General features: G+C 45.8%; 16 protein-coding genes. 10 read left to right on the forward strand and 6 right to left on the reverse strand.

The genetic code is table 11. The features are described 5' to 3' along the window. Window positions 1-207 precede the first annotated feature (207 nt). Together glyQ and OSC7112_RS04270 are read left to right on the forward strand one after the other, a co-directional pair. Window positions 208-1,086 carry a glycine--tRNA ligase subunit alpha gene (glyQ, locus tag OSC7112_RS04265; RefSeq protein WP_015174745.1) on the forward strand — a complete coding sequence of 293 codons (879 nt, stop codon included), beginning with the start codon at window positions 208-210 and terminating at the stop codon, window positions 1,084-1,086. A gap of 394 nt (window positions 1,087-1,480) precedes the next feature. Further along, the gene (locus OSC7112_RS04270; RefSeq protein WP_015174746.1) at window positions 1,481-2,248 is read left to right on the forward strand and encodes an ABC transporter ATP-binding protein; all 768 of its coding nucleotides are present in this window, start codon (window positions 1,481-1,483) and stop codon (window positions 2,246-2,248) included. A 106-nt stretch (window positions 2,249-2,354) separates the two neighbouring features. Here OSC7112_RS04270 and OSC7112_RS04275 read toward each other — a convergent pair whose 3' ends face one another. The 3 genes from OSC7112_RS04275 to OSC7112_RS04285 all read right to left on the reverse strand — a co-directional run bounded on the left by OSC7112_RS04275 (window position 2,355) and on the right by OSC7112_RS04285 (window position 6,346). Further along, entirely contained in the window at window positions 2,355-3,932 is a 1,578-nt protein-coding gene (locus OSC7112_RS04275) for an MDR family MFS transporter (protein ID WP_015174747.1), read from the reverse strand. A gap of 340 nt (window positions 3,933-4,272) precedes the next feature. After that, on the reverse strand, window positions 4,273-5,544 hold the full coding sequence (locus OSC7112_RS04280; RefSeq protein WP_015174748.1) for an MFS transporter: 1,272 nt from the start codon (window positions 5,542-5,544) through the stop codon (window positions 4,273-4,275). A gap of 289 nt (window positions 5,545-5,833) precedes the next feature. Beyond that, window positions 5,834-6,346, reverse strand: a complete 513-nt coding sequence (locus OSC7112_RS04285; RefSeq protein WP_015174749.1) for a DUF2808 domain-containing protein — start codon at window positions 6,344-6,346, stop codon at window positions 5,834-5,836. A 612-nt stretch (window positions 6,347-6,958) separates the two neighbouring features. Between OSC7112_RS04285 and OSC7112_RS04290 the strand changes: the two genes are divergently transcribed. From OSC7112_RS04290 to OSC7112_RS04300, 3 genes are all read left to right on the forward strand, one after another. Next, entirely contained in the window at window positions 6,959-8,107 is a 1,149-nt protein-coding gene (locus OSC7112_RS04290) for a Re/Si-specific NAD(P)(+) transhydrogenase subunit alpha (protein WP_015174750.1), read from the forward strand. A gap of 269 nt (window positions 8,108-8,376) precedes the next feature. After that, the gene (locus tag OSC7112_RS04295; protein WP_006633295.1) at window positions 8,377-8,670 is read left to right on the forward strand and encodes an NAD(P) transhydrogenase subunit alpha part 2; all 294 of its coding nucleotides are present in this window, start codon (window positions 8,377-8,379) and stop codon (window positions 8,668-8,670) included. Then, window positions 8,667-10,076, forward strand: a complete 1,410-nt coding sequence (locus tag OSC7112_RS04300) for an NAD(P)(+) transhydrogenase (Re/Si-specific) subunit beta (RefSeq protein ID WP_015174751.1) — start codon at window positions 8,667-8,669, stop codon at window positions 10,074-10,076. Before OSC7112_RS04295 ends, OSC7112_RS04300 begins: the two co-directional genes overlap by 4 nt. 81 nt (window positions 10,077-10,157) lie before the next feature. On the opposite strand, the gene OSC7112_RS04305 is transcribed toward OSC7112_RS04300, so the two are convergent. Both OSC7112_RS04305 and OSC7112_RS04310 read right to left on the reverse strand, forming a co-directional pair. Beyond that, entirely contained in the window at window positions 10,158-10,385 is a 228-nt protein-coding gene (locus OSC7112_RS04305) for a type II toxin-antitoxin system HicA family toxin (protein ID WP_015174752.1), read from the reverse strand. Further along, the gene (locus OSC7112_RS04310; RefSeq protein ID WP_015174753.1) at window positions 10,378-10,605 is read right to left on the reverse strand and encodes a type II toxin-antitoxin system HicB family antitoxin; all 228 of its coding nucleotides are present in this window, start codon (window positions 10,603-10,605) and stop codon (window positions 10,378-10,380) included. Before OSC7112_RS04310 ends, OSC7112_RS04305 begins: the two co-directional genes overlap by 8 nt. Before the next feature lie 261 nt (window positions 10,606-10,866). Here OSC7112_RS04310 and OSC7112_RS04315 point away from each other — a divergent pair, with 261 nt between their 5' ends. Next, window positions 10,867-11,562, forward strand: a complete 696-nt coding sequence (locus OSC7112_RS04315) for a hypothetical protein (protein WP_015174754.1) — start codon at window positions 10,867-10,869, stop codon at window positions 11,560-11,562. A 20-nt stretch (window positions 11,563-11,582) separates the two neighbouring features. Here OSC7112_RS04315 and OSC7112_RS04320 read toward each other — a convergent pair whose 3' ends face one another. After that, window positions 11,583-11,933: a hypothetical protein gene (locus OSC7112_RS04320; protein ID WP_150111490.1), complete on the reverse strand. Its 351-nt coding sequence runs from the start codon at window positions 11,931-11,933 to the stop codon at window positions 11,583-11,585. A 457-nt stretch (window positions 11,934-12,390) separates the two neighbouring features. Here OSC7112_RS04320 and OSC7112_RS04325 point away from each other — a divergent pair, with 457 nt between their 5' ends. The 4 genes from OSC7112_RS04325 to OSC7112_RS04340 all read left to right on the forward strand — a co-directional run bounded on the left by OSC7112_RS04325 (window position 12,391) and on the right by OSC7112_RS04340 (window position 16,179). Beyond that, window positions 12,391-12,717 (forward strand): DUF433 domain-containing protein, encoded by a 327-nt coding sequence (locus OSC7112_RS04325; protein ID WP_015174756.1) that lies wholly within the window; start codon window positions 12,391-12,393, stop codon window positions 12,715-12,717. A gap of 56 nt (window positions 12,718-12,773) precedes the next feature. Continuing rightward, entirely contained in the window at window positions 12,774-13,121 is a 348-nt protein-coding gene (locus tag OSC7112_RS04330; protein WP_015174757.1) for a DUF433 domain-containing protein, read from the forward strand. A gap of 3 nt (window positions 13,122-13,124) precedes the next feature. Continuing rightward, on the forward strand, window positions 13,125-13,466 hold the full coding sequence (locus OSC7112_RS04335; RefSeq protein ID WP_015174758.1) for a DUF5615 family PIN-like protein: 342 nt from the start codon (window positions 13,125-13,127) through the stop codon (window positions 13,464-13,466). 100 nt (window positions 13,467-13,566) lie between these two features. Continuing rightward, window positions 13,567-16,179 carry a protein-arginine deiminase family protein gene (locus OSC7112_RS04340; RefSeq protein ID WP_015174759.1) on the forward strand — a complete coding sequence of 871 codons (2,613 nt, stop codon included), beginning with the start codon at window positions 13,567-13,569 and terminating at the stop codon, window positions 16,177-16,179. Window positions 16,180-16,184: the final 5 nt, after the last annotated feature.

A 16,184-nucleotide genomic window follows, 5' to 3' on the forward strand; every position in this document is an offset into this window, starting at 1 on the left:
CAAATTGCCAATGAGCTTGATATAGCTGAAACCGTGATACATTACTATTACCGATCGCCGAAATCGAAAAACGCAAACAGGAAAAAGCAGAGTAGGCCAATTGGCTATAAATCCTGTCTTATCTAATTTCGGCAGGGTTTATTTCAATAAACCGTGCCTTGAGTATGCTTAAATAAGTTGAGACACCTACTAACCAGATTTAAACCAGTGAACTTTCAATCAGTCATTGCCACCTTAAACAAATTCTGGAGCGATCGAGGATGCCTGATCGCCCAATCCTACGACACAGAAAAAGGGGCAGGAACCATGAATCCCCACACCTTTCTCAGAGCAATCGGCCCCGAACCTTGGTCAGTCGCCTACATCGAACCCTGTCGCCGCCCCACCGACGGACGCTACGGTGAAAATCCCAACCGCTTCCAACATTACTATCAATATCAAGTTTTAATTAAACCCTCTCCTCCCAACATTCAAGACATCTATTTAGACTCCCTCAGAGCATTAGGAATTCGCCCAGAAGACCACGACATTCGTTTCGTAGAAGACAACTGGGAATCGCCCACCCTCGGAGCTTGGGGCGTCGGCTGGGAAGTCTGGCTCGACGGCATGGAAATCACCCAATTTACCTACTTTCAACAGTGCGGTAGCATTGACTGTCGCCCCGTATCCATTGAAATTACCTACGGACTAGAACGCCTAGCAATGTATCTCCAAGAAGTCGATGCCATGACGAAAATTCAGTGGAAAGATGGCATAACTTACGGCGACGTTCACCTGCAAGGAGAAATAGAACAGTGTACTTATAACTTTGAAGCTTCCAATCCAGAATTGCTGTTGACTTTATTTGGATTGTACGAGCAAGAAGCCGAACAATTGACAAAAAAAGGATTGGTTTTGCCTAGTCTTGATTATGTGTTAAAATGTTCTCACACTTTCAATTTGCTAGACGCTAGAGGTGTGATTTCGGTAACGGAAAGAACCCGCTACATTACCAAAATTCGCAATTTGGCGCGGCGAGTTGCTCAGCTTTATTTGGAACAGCGCGAAAAGCTGGGTTTTCCTTTAGAAAAAGCTGTAAAAGTTTGAGTTTGAGGTGGATTGTGGGGCGGGCATCTTGCCTGCAGTTGGATTGTGGGGCGGGCATCTTGCCTGCCTTAAGAACGGGCAAGATGCCCGTTCCACAAAGAGTGAGTTAAATTGGGGAGCGGGCATCTTGCCTGCTTCAAGAACGGGCAAGATGCCCGTTCCACAAAGAGTGAGTTGGATTGGGGAGGGGGCATCTTGCCTGCTTCAAGAACGGGCAAGATGCCCGTTCCACAAAGAGTGAGTTGGATTGGGGAGGGGGCATCTTGCCTGCCTTAAGAACGGGCAAGATGTCAGTTCCATAAAGAGTGAGTTGGATTGGGGAGTGGGCATCTTGTCTGCCTCAAGAACGGGCTCTGGGGCCCGTTCCACGAAGGTCATATTTTTAATTAATTAAATGCCTAATTATTCGGAAAATAATACAGAAACAAATCCTCAACTGCGAATTGACAGTGTTAGTTTAAAAACACCGATCGCCTCAAGTTATTTGTTGGAAAATATATCATTTCAGGTACACAAGGGATCTCGCGTGGCAATTGTTGGCCCTTCAGGTGCCGGCAAAACAACGCTGTTGCGGCTGCTAAATCGGCTCAGCAGTCCCACCAGCGGCTCGATTTATCTGGAAAATACAGAATATCGGCAAATACCTGCGATCGAACTCCGCAAACAAATCACCCTCATCCTGCAAGAATCCAAGCTTTTGGGAATGTCGGTGCGAGAAGCATTGGCTTATCCTTTGAAGCTGCGGGGGGTGACTGCATCAAACATTGCTGAGAGAATTAGCGGGGCGATCGAACAACTGCACATACCCCAAGAATGGCTCGATCGCACCGAATTGCAGCTTTCCACAGGCCAAAAACAGCTCGTGGCGATCGCCCGCGGCATCATCCTGCAACCAAAAATCTTGCTTTTAGACGAGCCAACATCCGCCCTAGACGCAGGAAAAGCCGCCCACCTTTTGCAAGTATTGACACAGCTAACAAACGGCCAAACCACCATTGTAATGGTAAACCATCAATTAGAATTAGCCGAGCAATTCAGCACGCGAATTCTGCATTTACAGCGCGGAAAGCTCATCGAAGACTCGCCCTCCCATCAAATAAATTGGGCGCAACTGCGGCAAAATTTAATCCAAGCAGAAGCAGAAGCCCAACAAGAATGGTGAACAAGCTAAAAAACATTTAGTGTGCATTTTAAAAACTATTAAAATTCTTGTGGGGTGGGCAGGAGAGCCCGCCCCAAAGATTCAGCGCACTCCCCGCCCTACAGAATCAATGAGCTCCGCCAGCACCCGCGCCCGCTTTCACCTTTTTAAAACCCAAAATAGCAATCCCGCTTAACAGCAAAGCAATTCCCACAAAGTAAAAACAATCATTAAAAGCCATTACATAAGCTTCACGGCGGACAAGATTATCAATTGCTTTAATAGCCTGGTCTTTTGCCACGCTTAAATCAGCACCGCGACTCACAAAATACTGAGTCATTTGATTAATTCGCTCCTGCGTTGCCGGATTGTACAAAGAAACAGATTCCCCCAATCGATTCGAGTGAAATTGCTGGCGTTGTGTCACCAAAGTTGCTAGCGCCGCAATCCCCATCGAACCTCCCATATTTCGCATCATATTAAACAAACCAGAAGCCGAACCAGCCTCGTGTTTCTCCATACCAGCAGTCGCAATAGTTGACAGCGGCACCATAATTAAAGGCTGTCCCAATGCCCTTACTAATTGCGACCAACGCAACTGATCGATACCCGTCTCGTGAGTCATGCTGGCATTCATAAAACAACTCACCGCAAACAAACTCACACCGATACCAATCAGCAGCCGGATATCGATTCGCTGCATCAATTTCGGCACCATCGGTACGATGAATAACTGCGGCACCCCAGCCCACATAATCACTTCGCCAATTTGCATGGCATTGTACTGCTGAATCTGACCTAAATACAGGGGCAAAATGTACACCGAACCGTACAATCCCACCCCCAAGGAAATATTCACAATACTAGCTAAACCGAAATTGCGGCGAGTTAGCAAGCGCAAGTTAATAAACGGTCGTTTGCGAGTTAGTTCAATCCAGAAAAAAGCGCTGAGAAATATTGCTGCAATTATGCTTAAACGCACAATAAAATCAGAACTAAACCAGTCCTTGCGGCTTCCTTCTTCTAAGACGACTTGCAGGGAACCCAAGCCGATCGCCATCGAGATAATTCCCCACCAGTCGCCCTCTTTTAGCAGTTCGATTTTCAGCGGTGCGGGGGCGACGGCGTACCACACAGCAGCTAGCAGCAGCAGCCCTGGAATTAAATTTAAATAAAAGACATATTGCCAGCCGTAATTCTCAGTCAGCCACCCTCCCAATGTCGGCCCGATGGATGGTGCAAAAGTAGCTGTCAGTGCAAACATCGCCATGCCAACTGGCTGTTTTTTCGGGGGCAAATTTGTCAGCAAAAATGTAAAAGACATCGGAATTAAAATGCCGCCAGTCAATCCCTGCAAAGCCCGAAATATAATCATTGAATTCAAATTCCACGCCCAAGCGCAGCACATGGAAAAGAATACAAAGAAAGCGGCATTTACCAAGATGTAGCGACGGACTGAAAACACCTGCGACAGCCAACCAGTCAGCGGAATTACGACAATTTCTGCGACTAGGTACGCGGTGGAAATCCAAGAGCCTTCTTCTAAGGTTGCGCCTAAAGCTGCTTGAATATCTTTAAGAGATGCGTTGGTGATTTGGATGTCCAAAACTGCCATGAAAGCGCCGAGAATTGTTCCCATGACGCCGATCCAGGTTTTTAAGGGAACGCGATCGCTCTGCTGTGGAATTGCACTTGTATTTGCCATTGGTTTAACCTCTGGTTGCGTAATTAATTTGGATTTTTTAACCGCAGAGAGCGCAGAGGGCGCAGAGAAAGAGAAGAGATAAAGGGAGAACTTTACAAATTGTTGAGGATTGTTAGAGATACAGTCATTCGATTTTAGATTTTAGATTTTAGATTTTGGATTTTGGATTTTGGAGGCGACCCCACGGATAAATTTGGGGGATGCAAGGATTTTAGATTTGAGATGCTTTCGATTGATTCTACGGATCGATCGCGTGGCGGGTACCATCAAGAAATTTTTGTCAGATATTAGCTTTGGGAATGTTGTTTAATGTTGGCATTTGTGCCGATCCGCTAAATCGCTAGTGCGAAATTAAACCCATTTTTTGATACAGTGGTCGGACTATGTTTTTTAAAGCTGGCAACTGTTTGGTAAAAACTACCGAGCCTAAAACACAAATTATACCTCCAATGATGACTGTATTGGGAGCGCCGATATAATTTGCCAATCCGCCGGCAACTAAATTCCCAAACGGTGTCACTCCAAAAAATGCCATCGTGTATATGCTCATCACTCTTCCGCGTTTGTCGTCTTCCACAATTGTTTGCAAAAATGTGTTTCCTCCTGCAAATTGCAAAATGAAACCAAACCCCACAAACAACATCATGATTAATGACAGCCACAAGACGCGGGACACACCAAAACCTATCAGTCCAAATCCCATAATTGCCGGTGAAATCGCAATCCATTTGCCGAGGCCAACTACACTTTTGCGCGAAATCAAATAAATCGCCCCCCCAAAGGCTCCGACTCCCGAAGCAGCCATCAAGAAGCCTAGGGCTTCTGGGCCGCCGTGCAGGATTTTGGTGGCAAAAATTGGGACTAATACTGTGTGCGACATTCCGGCAAAACTGACTAATGCTAATAGCAGTAAAATTGCTCGAATCGGGGGAAACCCGAAGGCATAAACGAATCCTTCTTTTAATCTTTGTAAGGGTTTGGTATTAGTTGCTGCAATTTTACGGGCTTTGATTTGCATCGCTAATAAGCCTGCAATTACAGCGATGTAGCTGAGTCCGTCAATGAGAAAGCAATAACTTGCGCCGACTGTAGCTATCAGCAAACCTGCCATTGCTGGGCCGATTAATCGGGCCCCGTTGAACATGGAAGCGTTGAGGGCGATCGCATTTGCTAAATCTTCTTTCTTTTCCACGAGTTCGGGTACAAAAGCTTGCCGTGCCGGGGCGTCAAAGGCGTTAATTGCGCCTTGGAAGAAACTCAGTACCAGGATCTGCCAAATGTTAACGACTCCTGTTAGCGCTAAAAATGCTAGCGCTAAGGATTGAACCATTGCTAATATTTGAGTGGCAATTATGACTCGGTGGCGGTTCCAGCGATCGATTAAAACTCCTGCAAAAGGCAGTAAAATTAATGTGGGGATTTGACTTGTAAATCCCACTACGCCGAGCATCCAAGGTGAATCGCTCAAATTGTAGACCAGCCAAACAGTAGCGACTTGCGTCATCCAATTGCCAATCAGGGAGATGCCTTGTCCTGCAAAAAACAGGCGATAATTTCTCGATCGCAGCGCTGGAGGAATTTGTATAGTTTTGATTTTTGCTAGTAGATTCATGCGAGAGTACGGCTAGAGCAATCCTATTTGATTTGTAAACATTTTTTAGGGGTAGCGCCCTTGGGCCTACCCCTAATTAGCGAAGGGCAACCATCGGGAGACTGCCCCTAGACTCATTATTACGAATCATTGAGAATTGCGATATGAGCCGAAGGTTCTATTTTACAACTCCCGAAAACCCGGATTTGAGTATTGTTAAATTTTCCCACCCAGGAAAAAGATCGCCACAGTTAAATTTTTCTGTCGCGATCGCTTGACTAACGAGAAATTCCTTCCCCGAACTCTTCCCTCAATTAATGCTTAACAGCCAAGTACCGAGGTAACGCAGCAAGGGAACGTCACCGGGCGTGCGGATGCGGACGTTGAAATGGTACATTCCGCCGGGAGATGGGTTTCTGACGTTGGAGAGTACAACCTCAACATTGTTGCCGGCGGCAATTGGTTCTTTGGGATAAATTTCTATGAATCGATTTTCTTTGTCCCAGATTACTTCTTGCAATTCTATTGTTTTGTCTTTGACGCGCACTTTAATGTCTTTTTGGTCAAATTCGCCTTTGTAGTAGTCTGGATAGGATATGTTCAGTTGGGCGATCGCCAAACTTACTTTTTTGGAAGGAATTCGCAGCCGATATCTATCGCCGCTCATCCCGGCTGTACCGTAATCTAAGCGATAGCTTAATTGGTTGGCGCGATCGGGGCCGCCGAAAATCGTGAATCCTGGCATGGACTGGGCTAAACTGATGGCGGGTAATCCAGCCACCAAGCAACCTGTAACCGCTAGTGCTGAAAATAATCGTCGCATAACAACTCCTCTAATTAAACTCTTGGTGAACCTTAAATATTGCTCGCCCGAAATTTGCGCTCGTGCCTACAATATATCGAATCTCTCAGCAATTTGATGAGGGCGAGCCGATTTTAGATTTTAGATTTTAGATTTTAGATTTACTCCCGTCTGCTTTGAGAATGAATCTGGGGGATCGTTAGAACCCGAGGCTTTTCTGTGCCTCCATCCTAAGTCTGCGAAACCCTGAATCTGGGAACCTCGGAACAAATTGCTCGATCGTCAATTATTTTTTGCGTAATTTTGCGTAATACTGATAACTGACATTCAAACTACAAAGTTAGGCGACATAAAATTATATCATAATCGGTGACCGAGTTAACAATTTAGCGAATTTGAATGTATAAGATAAGTTAAAGATACGGGTCGAATTTAGGCGATCGGCTTTAGTATCAACGAGAGAACTTTAGGGCAACGGCGACTCCCATGTAAAGCAAGGCATCGGGCGATTAAAAATCGCACTTCAAGAAACTTGCCGAGGCAAGTAAAGTCTCGTGTAGACGAGGTTTCAAATGCCATGTCTGTGTAGGCGCGGTTTCAACCGTCCTGGGAAAGCTTAAATAAGGAGAGTTTATGAAATTAGCGATCGCAAAAGAAATAGCAGCAGGGGAACGCCGGGTGGCTTTAGTACCCGACGCTGTGGCCCGATTGGTAAAACAAGGCGTCGAAGTTTGGGTGGAAGCCGGTGCGGGGGCAAAATCCTTTTTCTCGGATCTTGCTTACGAAGAAGCGGGAGCTCAGGTTGTCGCCGATACCGCTAGGCTGTGGGGCGAAGCCGATGTCGTCGTGAAAATCGGGGCCCTGCAAGAATCAGAAGTTCATCAACTCCGGGAAGGAGGCGTTTTCATCGGATTTTTGAATCCTCTGGGAGATCCGGCTTTAGTGCAGCGTTTAGCCGATCGCAAAGTAACGGCATTCAGCATGGAAATGATCCCGCGCACCAGTCGCGCTCAAAGCATGGATGCGCTGTCATCTCAGGGTAACGTCGCCGGTTACAAAGCGGTACTGATCGCAGCCGCCGCTTTGCCAAAGTATTTTCCGATGCTGACAACGGCGGCGGGTACAATTCGCCCCGCGAAAGTATTGGTAATGGGTGTGGGCGTTGCTGGCTTGCAGGCGATCGCCACGGCGCGCCGTTTGGGTGCGGTAGTCGAAGCCTTCGACATCCGCCCGGAAACAAAAGAACAAGTGCAAAGTTTGGGCGCTAAATTCCTTGATGTCGAACTCAAGGAAGAAACCGTCGCCGCCGGAGGTTATGCTAAAGAGCTATCAGAAGCGGCTAAAGAATACACCCGCCAAGTGCTCACCCAACACGTCAGCGCTTCCGATGCAGTGATTACAACCGCTCAAGTTCCCGGCAGAAAAGCACCTATTTTAGTTACTAGAGAAATGGTTTCTCAAATGAAGCCCGGATCGGTAATTGTTGACCTCGCGGCCGAACAAGGCGGCAATTGCGAATGTTCTGAAGCGGGGAAAGATGTTGAATGGAACGGCGTTAATGTCATCGGCCCGATTAATGTGCCCTCGTCGATGCCTGTCCACGCTAGCGAAACTTACTCGAAGAATATCTCGGCTTTACTTCAGTTGATGGTCAAAGATAAGGAACTAAACTTGAATTTTGAAGATGATATCATCGCCGGTGCTTGCGTTGCCCGCGACGGCGAAATTAGCAACCAGCGAGTTCGCGATGCTTTGGCTGCTCAGGCTTCAGCCGTCAGTTAGATTCTGTCGTTATGAGGCAAAGTTCGGCAAGGGTTGAAACCCCTGCCTCAAAGCTCAAGTCCTCTCAAGAGGACTGAAAAACTCATTAGATATCTCCAGAAAAACCTTTTTTGAACAGGCTTTCCGGTCTGTTCCACAAGAATTATTGGAGATGTCTATTAGTCCTCATAGCGAGGACTTTGGCTAAAAGCCCCGTGGAATTCATTCCCTGGCGGACTGGCGGACGCAACGGGGAACGAGTTATTTCCAATTACCAATTACCAATTGTCATGGCAGAAGGATTGATTGCAGGTTTAGTGGTGTTTACTCTAGCGTCGTTTGTGGGATTTGAAGTAATTAATAAAGTCCCGCCGACGCTGCACACACCTTTGATGTCGGGTTCCAATGCGATTTCGGGAATTGCGGTTTTAGGCGCAATTCTGATTTCTGGCCAAGGTAATGTGACTGTTACTTCGATTTTGGGGACGATCGCGATCGCCCTGGCCACAATTAACGTAGTCGGCGGTTTCTTAGTAACCGATCGAATGCTGCAAATGTTCAAGAAAAAAGAGGTTAAAGCGTGAGCGATTTTCTGCCCAGTGGCATTCAACTAGGTTATTTAGTTGCCGCATCTTTGTTTATTATCGGTTTGAAACAGTTGGGTTCCCCTGCAACCGCGCGTCAAGGGAATGTGTTAGCTGCGATCGGGATGTTAATTGCGATCGTCGGTACGTTGCTGGAAAAGCAAGTAGTCAGCTACGAATTGATTGCTGTCGGAATTATCGTCGGTTCCATTTTGGGAACAATTATGGCGAAAACCGTGGCGATGACGGATATGCCGCAGATGGTGGGTTTGCTTAACGGTTTCGGGGGCGCGGCTTCTGCACTCGTTGCTGTGGGCGAATTCTGGCGCTATCTCAGCATCCCGGAATCGCCAACTCCAGACGCGACAATCACCATCCTTTTGGGCGTGTTGATCGGCGGGATTACCTTCACTGGTAGCCTTGTGGCGTTTGCGAAACTGCAAGAATTGCTGCCGGGTGCGCCCATGACGTTTCCGCTGCAACAGCCGTTTAATGCCATGCTGGCGATCGCGCTTTTAGCGGGCAGCGGTTATATGCTGTTTAATCCGGAGGATGTGCCGGTATTCCTGGCTTTGGTGGCGATTTCCAATATTCTGGGAATCATGTTTGTGCTCCCGATTGGCGGTGGCGATATGCCCGTGGTGGTGTCGCTGCTTAACTCTTATTCGGGGATTGCGGCGAGTGTGGCTGGGTTCATTTTGATGAACAATATGCTGATTATCGCTGGTGCATTGGTGGGCGCGTCGGGGATTATTTTGACGCAAATCATGTGCAAGGCGATGAATAGATCCTTGGGTAGCGTGCTGTTTAGCGCCTTTGGTAGCGGTGGCGGTAGTGCTGCGGGTGCTGCTGGGGCTGCTGGTGCGATCGACAAAACTGTTCGCAGCATCAATCTCGAAGAAAGTGCGATGATGTTGGGTTATGCGCGATCGGTTGTAATTATTCCCGGTTACGGAATGGCTGTAGCGCAAGCACAGCACGCGGTGCGCGAGTTAGCCGACGGTTTGGAAAAAATGGGCGTTGACGTGAAATACGCGATTCACCCGGTGGCTGGGCGGATGCCGGGGCACATGAATGTGCTGTTGGCGGAAGCAAACGTGCCTTATCCGCAGTTGTACGATATGGACGATATCAATCCGCAGTTTGACGAGACGGATGTGGCTTTGGTAATCGGGGCTAACGATGTGGTGAATCCGGCGGCGCGTCACGATACGGCGAGCCCGATTTACGGGATGCCGATTTTGGAGGTTGATAAGGCCAAGCATACGATCGTGATTAAGCGCGGGATGAGTGCTGGTTTTTCCGGTGTTGACAACGAGTTGTTTTACAAGGATAAGACGATGATGTTGTTTGGTAGTGCTAAGGATGTGGTTGCCAAGTTGGTTTCTGAGGTGAAGCAGTTGTAGGATTTTTTAGGACTCAATAATAACCCGGTTTCTCCAAGAAACCGGGTTTTTGTTTTGGGTTTGTATAGATGCTAATCTAAGCTATTCGTTCACTTCAAAAAGATATCGAGGTAATCCTGACTGCCGAATAATAGACTGTAAAGTGCCAATTTTAATTTCTGAATAATTGGGTACAGGAACCGTTACAGTTGTATTGGGTAGTCGGTGCTGCATGATAATATGACTGCCGCGCTGCCGCACTTGAACAAAGTCATATTGTTCTAAAATCTGACAAACTTGAGCCGCTGATAGAACCCGCAGTTTACCCAACGCTCACCTCTACACGAGTCACAAAAAATTCACTATGCAGCCGATTCTTGACTTCTGAAGGATCTGCTGTCTCAAAAAATAGTTCCAGCGCCTCGATCAGATTTCGTCGCGCTGCTTCTATATTGTCACCTTGGCTGGCAATATCAAGTTCTGGGCAAAGGGATACATATCCATCGCCTTCTCGTTCAATAATTGCTGTAAACTGTTGTGTTGACTTCATAATTTGAAGTGGCGGACTGCCAAGCTCAAACAATTATACTTTTATTTGGATATCATATCACATCGATCGCTCTTTTGCGGACAGGTCGATCGCCCTATGCCATGCTAGCTTGGTTTAAATAGTCACGGGCGATCGGTGCTAGTCAAATATACCTACGAGCGGAGATTTTTTAAATATAATGAAATCCTAAAGAATTAATAGAACTGCAAAAATTGTACTAACCTTAGAGGTAAAGTCAATTAAATTAAAAAATTTTCAACTATGTCAGATAAACCTTTTAACATCCGCCAACTAAATGGGCTAGATTATGACGAAGCAGAACCACTCCTGGAAGATTATCAGGAAACGCTAATCGAGCTATTTGTCAATTCTCCCGAAGGAGAAGAATACTGTAAAACTTATCCAGACGTTGGATTTTGGATCTCGCAGTTCATTTATTACGGTTTCGGCTATGAAGGTTTTACGCTGCCTAGCATGAAAGTGGAAGATGTGGCAACTGTAGTCGAAGAGTTGTTTCCCAGGAAAGTGAGTTTGCTTTCGCCGGAAGAAGGTGAAAATGCTATCCCGGAATTATTGGCGTTCTGGCAATTTTTGAAGCGAGAATTTAAACTGCGAAATGCCACTTCAATTATCAAATACCTGCGGGATATCGAGCCGGAATTTAAGGAGATTATGGAAGATTCCTCTAAATTTGGATTTGCCAAATCCTTTGTAACTCTCGGTCTGCAAGCAGGGTTTGATATGAGTACGGGGGAAGGTCTAACACAATTTCAGGAGATATATAATGCTAGCATTGCTCCTATAATTGCAGCTAAAAACTCCGAGACATCGGGATTTTCCAGCAAACCGATAAGTGGTAGTGCTGTCAATGAATCTAAGGCAAGTAAAGAAAAACAAAAAAAAGCAAAAAATACGGCTGCTGAATCGAGAAAACGCAACCGCACTAAGAAAAAATGAGGTTTAGCAAGTATCTATCCTCACTTCACCCTTCTTCTGATTCTTCTCAGCATCCTGTTAGCTTCTTCCCTCCCGCGAAACTTCCAAACTAATAAATAACACATCAAACAAAACCCGAATATTCCTAACACGATCGCACTTTCTTCCGGTGAGTTGATACTTCCATCGAACTTCCCGCTATTGGGACTTGCTTGAATGTTGTTAGTTCGATCGATCGTGCGATCGCCCGCTTGCAAGTTAAAATTGTGTTGTTCGATCGCATTACTCTTTTTAAATGTGCGATCTATTTTTTGAAATGACTTCGCCTGTTCGCAGCTTGTTAAGGATAATCCAATAAGGATAAAAATTAGGAAATAACAGGGCGATTTCACGATTTTTACTTCCATTTATGGAGAAAGCGACTAAATGAATATAGGACTGACTCGTGGGAAGGCAGAAACCGGGTTTTTTGGGAAATACTTCATACACAGCGACCGATTCCGTGGAAAACGCGGTTTCTTTGGTCTGAGCGCGTAATTCCTGGGAATAATTTCTACAATAGCGGTGTATGATTTTCTCGATCGCACATTAATACGATCGTACCATTTTTTTCAAGTCGCAGCTACGGGTAAGGAATCAGTATTGCCGAGATGTGGTAACAAAACGGGCGATCGCGCTGATTCAAGCGCTATAATCTAGCTAATAGATTGCATTCAAATTCTGTTGGTTAATTGCAGATATTTGTCAGGATACGGCAGTGCCGTATCCCTACCCGAATTGTTTGTAGGGACAGGACACTGCGGTGTACTCTAACCTGGATGTTATTCAATCTCAATTAGATAGCAAACAATGACAATGAAAGAATTAGAAAAAAAACTACTTGCCTTAACTCCCAGTGAAAAAAGTCAGGCAATACAGCTATTGGTCGAAAGTTTAAGCAATACTTGGCAAGGAATAGAAAAAACTCAGGGCGTGTGCGGTGGCGATGCGAGAATTGCCAAAACTCGCATACCTATTTGGTCGCTGGTAAATTATCGCATTATGGGTGCAAATGATGTGCGGATTTTGCAAGAGTTTCCTCATTTGAGTGCAGCAGATTTGGCGAATGCTTGGGCTTATGCTGAGGCACACCCAGAGGAAATTCAAGCTGCGATCGCTAGAAATGAGGAACCCTAAAACATGGCGCGAATTTGCTAGAATCTAACTAATATCAAATCCGAGCGATCGCACTTATGACTATACAAGAATTAGAAACTCAAATCTCAACCTTAAATCTGGCTGATAAAGCTAAACTCATCAGCATCCTAACTCAAACTTTAACCAACGGTTCTCTAGGAATTAAAAAAACTCCTGGTGTGTGCGGAGGCGATGCTTGTATCGGCAATACTCGCATACCAGTTTGGTCACTGGTGTGCGATCGACGTTTAGGTGCTTCCGATGGTATCATCCTAGAATCATTTCCCGATCTAACCGCCGCTGACTTGGTAAATGCGTGGGCTTATGCTGATGCTTACCCAGAGGAAATTGAACAGGCAATTAGAGAAAACGATGAAGTTATGGAAGAAAGCGAGGTTTATTAAAAGTTGGCACGTTTTTACACAGATGAAAACTTTCCGCTAGCAGTGGTAGAATTACTGCGGACTTTGGGTCACGATGTATTAACAGCGAGGGAAGCAGGGAATGCAAATCTTCAAATTCCTGACGAAGATGTGTTAGCTTTTGCTGCGAGCAATTCCCGAACAGTTTTAACGCGAAATCGCCGTCATTTCATGCGATTACACCTTCAAAACTCTGACCATAGTGGTATTGTTGTTTGCACGGAAGACCCAAATTTTGAAAGGCTGGCGACGCGAATTAATGATGCTATTTCTGCGATCGATACTTTAAACGGTAAATTGATTCGAGTTAACCGTCCTTCGACATGAAAAAAAGCCGATCGCCCTTCCCATCCTAAAATCTTACAATTAAATTCCCCATTGCTCCCAAGATTAGGTAAAATTATTGGCGTGTCAGAGGATAAACTATATGCGCTGGGTTCGATATATTGCGATCGCCATTATCAATGGTTTCGGTGTCGTCATCGGTATTATTTGGGTTGCAGTCCCCGCAACAGTGGCTCAACCTTCCCTAAACTACCAACTCGCACTCTCTGGGCGACAGCCAGACGGCGAAAATCCGCAATCCCTTTCGGAACTCTACAAATTGCGCGATCGGCTCAAAGTACAATTAGATAACCTTGCCAAAACTTCCGACAGCGCCCCGTTTCTTGCAGAACTTTGGCAATCAGCAATCCACCGCCAGCAATCCCAAACTCTGACGCAGCAACTCCAAAACGTTCAAATTCAGATTCAAATAGAAGAAAGAGCCAAATATAATTGGGACGATGCTGCTAAATTAGCCGCCCAAGCAGTCGAAATTGGACGCACTTCTAATCCTTCTTCTGCTACTTGGGAACAGTCCCAGCGCCTGTGGCAGTTGGCTATCAATACGCTGCGACTCATTCCTCACGATTCTTTTTTGGCTGATGGGGCGATCGACAAAACCATCGAATACCAAGGAAACCTCAGTGCCGCTACCTATGAAATGCAAGTTGCACGTTCTGTTGAGAAAGTTAGAGCCGAGGAAGAAGAGATAAGAGAGCGAGCCCGCCAAGAGCAAGAGAAAAAAGAATTTGCTCGTCGAGAAAGAGAGCGAAAAGAGCAAGAGAAAAAAGACCGGGCTAGAAAAGAACTTGAAAGGCAAGAATTTGAGAGGCAAGAATTAGCCAGAAAAAAAATAGAAAGGCAAGAATTAGCCAGGAAAGAAATAGAAAGGCAAGAATTTGAGAGGCAAGAATTAGCCAGGAAAGAAATAGAAAGGCAAGAATTTGAGAGGCAAGAATTAGCCAGGAAAGAAATAGAAAGGCAAGAATTAGCCAGGAAAGAAGTTGAAAGACAAGAACTTGAAAGGCAAGAATTAGCCAGAAAAGAACTTGAAAGGCAAGAGTTAGAGAGAAATCAGCAAGCAACTCCTCAACCAACTCCTGAATCAACTGCAATACCAACTCCCGCCCTAGTTACGGCCGCCGCGTCGCCGTCGAACTTTTTCTTTGCAGGAGATACTAACAGAGATGGCCAAATTAACGAGCAAGACGAAGCCGGAAAAGAACAATGGTCTTTGTCCAAGGGCGCGCTAATTTTATTTAACGATCGCAATAACGATCGCGGCAAGATACCGACTTGGAAACAAACCAAAGTTAACACTCCCCGCCGTGCAGCGATGCTTTCTCAAGTTAACTTAACACTGTCTGAAAACTTCAAAACATCTCAACTATTTATCACGGCTGACAGCATTGCTAGCCCTCACATCAGCGTTTTTCAGAAGACGGGTGACGGCTGGCAACCTGTAGATATATCCGGCGCTAAACCTCTAGTTTTCAGCACGAATATTGTTTTAGGTGTGGAAGCCAAACAATTTGCCGATCGCAATTGGAACGGCACTGTAAATCTCAAAGCGACTGCCCTAAACAACGGTCAAGAAATCGCCTCCACAACAATCCAAATGGGCGTTAGTCCTTGGATGATACCGCCAAATACAGCACCAGTAACCGAAATTCAGGTCAGCGACAGAGGCTCGGTCAACAGCGAATTTATCTCGCAACTAAAACAAGCAGTAGAACCCACAGGCGCCCAAGTAAAAATTCTCCAGGGCGATCGCACTTGGATGCAAGATACCCAGAAAAACGGCTACGTTCAATTGCCAGACAAATCGGCAATCCGCCTGTTTAATGTAGCCATAAAAAGCAATAGCGAGCAAGATAAAAACCCGCCTGTTAAATCAACTCAAAACCGGGATTTGAAAGTATTTAAAATTGGCAATCCTCGCTCTTTAGACCCTGTAAGTCAGTGGTCTGACGGATACGGCAATTTGCAGGTGACACCGCCGATTCCCGGACACCCACTGGGTCGAGTTTATTACGGGAATTCGGGAAATGCTAGTTTTAATCCAGAGGTACTTGATTTTATTCAAGCTCAGAGAATTCAAGGGCCGCCGGTGGATATTGATACTTCTTGGCTTTTGACTCGCCAAGTCGATGAAATTATCAATTTTATTCCCACTCAAACTCCCGGACAATATGTAATGGCAATCGCCAGTCCCGAAGCCGGAGTTAAGCTGTTGCAAGAATTGGAGGGAAGAGGTTACGGCGATGTGACGATCAATCGCGGTTTGAGCACTCAAACAACAGTCAGCGCCGCCTTGAAAAACCGTGCTTTAATTCAACACAATCTCTATTTGCAAAAGCAGAAACTTAATCCGATTATAGAGAAGTTGAAAAGAGAGTTTTTACTCCGAGACGACCAAATTGTTCAAGTTCCGGTGATGTTTGGCTACAGCGGTTATGCTTGGTGGCCGAATATGGTCAATTCGGTGCCAGTTAACGGCAAGTTGTTAGTTTCAAATCCGCGCGGGCCAATGATTGACGGTGTAGATTACACTCAAGAAAGATTGCGCCAACTGCTGCTGCCTGCTGGCGTCAGCGTGAGTTTTCTGGATGACAGGTATTATCAAGAATTAAAAGGAAACGTGCAGTCGGCAACGAATACTGTGAGGAAGCCAGAAGAGCGGCCTTTTTGGCAGTCTTTGCCTAATAATTACTAATTGGG

Source organism: Oscillatoria nigro-viridis PCC 7112 (assembly GCF_000317475.1).
In the GTDB taxonomy this organism is placed as follows: Bacteria; Cyanobacteriota; Cyanobacteriia; order Cyanobacteriales; family Microcoleaceae; genus Microcoleus; species Microcoleus nigroviridis.

Excerpts from the sequence above, each read along its gene's own strand:
- OSC7112_RS04340 (WP_015174759.1), top strand. The coding sequence starts at position 13,567 with ATGCGCTGGGTTCGATATATTGCGATCGCCATTATCAATGGTTTCGGT.
- OSC7112_RS04325 (WP_015174756.1), top strand. The coding sequence starts at position 12,391 with ATGACAATGAAAGAATTAGAAAAAAAACTACTTGCCTTAACTCCCAGT.
- OSC7112_RS04295 (WP_006633295.1), top strand. The coding sequence starts at position 8,377 with ATGGCAGAAGGATTGATTGCAGGTTTAGTGGTGTTTACTCTAGCGTCG.
- OSC7112_RS04310 (WP_015174753.1), bottom strand. The coding sequence starts at position 10,605 with ATGAAGTCAACACAACAGTTTACAGCAATTATTGAACGAGAAGGCGAT.
- OSC7112_RS04280 (WP_015174748.1), bottom strand. The coding sequence starts at position 5,544 with ATGAATCTACTAGCAAAAATCAAAACTATACAAATTCCTCCAGCGCTG.
- OSC7112_RS04275 (WP_015174747.1), bottom strand. The coding sequence starts at position 3,932 with ATGGCAAATACAAGTGCAATTCCACAGCAGAGCGATCGCGTTCCCTTA.
- OSC7112_RS04285 (WP_015174749.1), bottom strand. The coding sequence starts at position 6,346 with ATGCGACGATTATTTTCAGCACTAGCGGTTACAGGTTGCTTGGTGGCT.
- OSC7112_RS04315 (WP_015174754.1), top strand. The coding sequence starts at position 10,867 with ATGTCAGATAAACCTTTTAACATCCGCCAACTAAATGGGCTAGATTAT.
- OSC7112_RS04330 (WP_015174757.1), top strand. The coding sequence starts at position 12,774 with ATGACTATACAAGAATTAGAAACTCAAATCTCAACCTTAAATCTGGCT.
- OSC7112_RS04290 (WP_015174750.1), top strand. The coding sequence starts at position 6,959 with ATGAAATTAGCGATCGCAAAAGAAATAGCAGCAGGGGAACGCCGGGTG.
- OSC7112_RS04270 (WP_015174746.1), top strand. The coding sequence starts at position 1,481 with ATGCCTAATTATTCGGAAAATAATACAGAAACAAATCCTCAACTGCGA.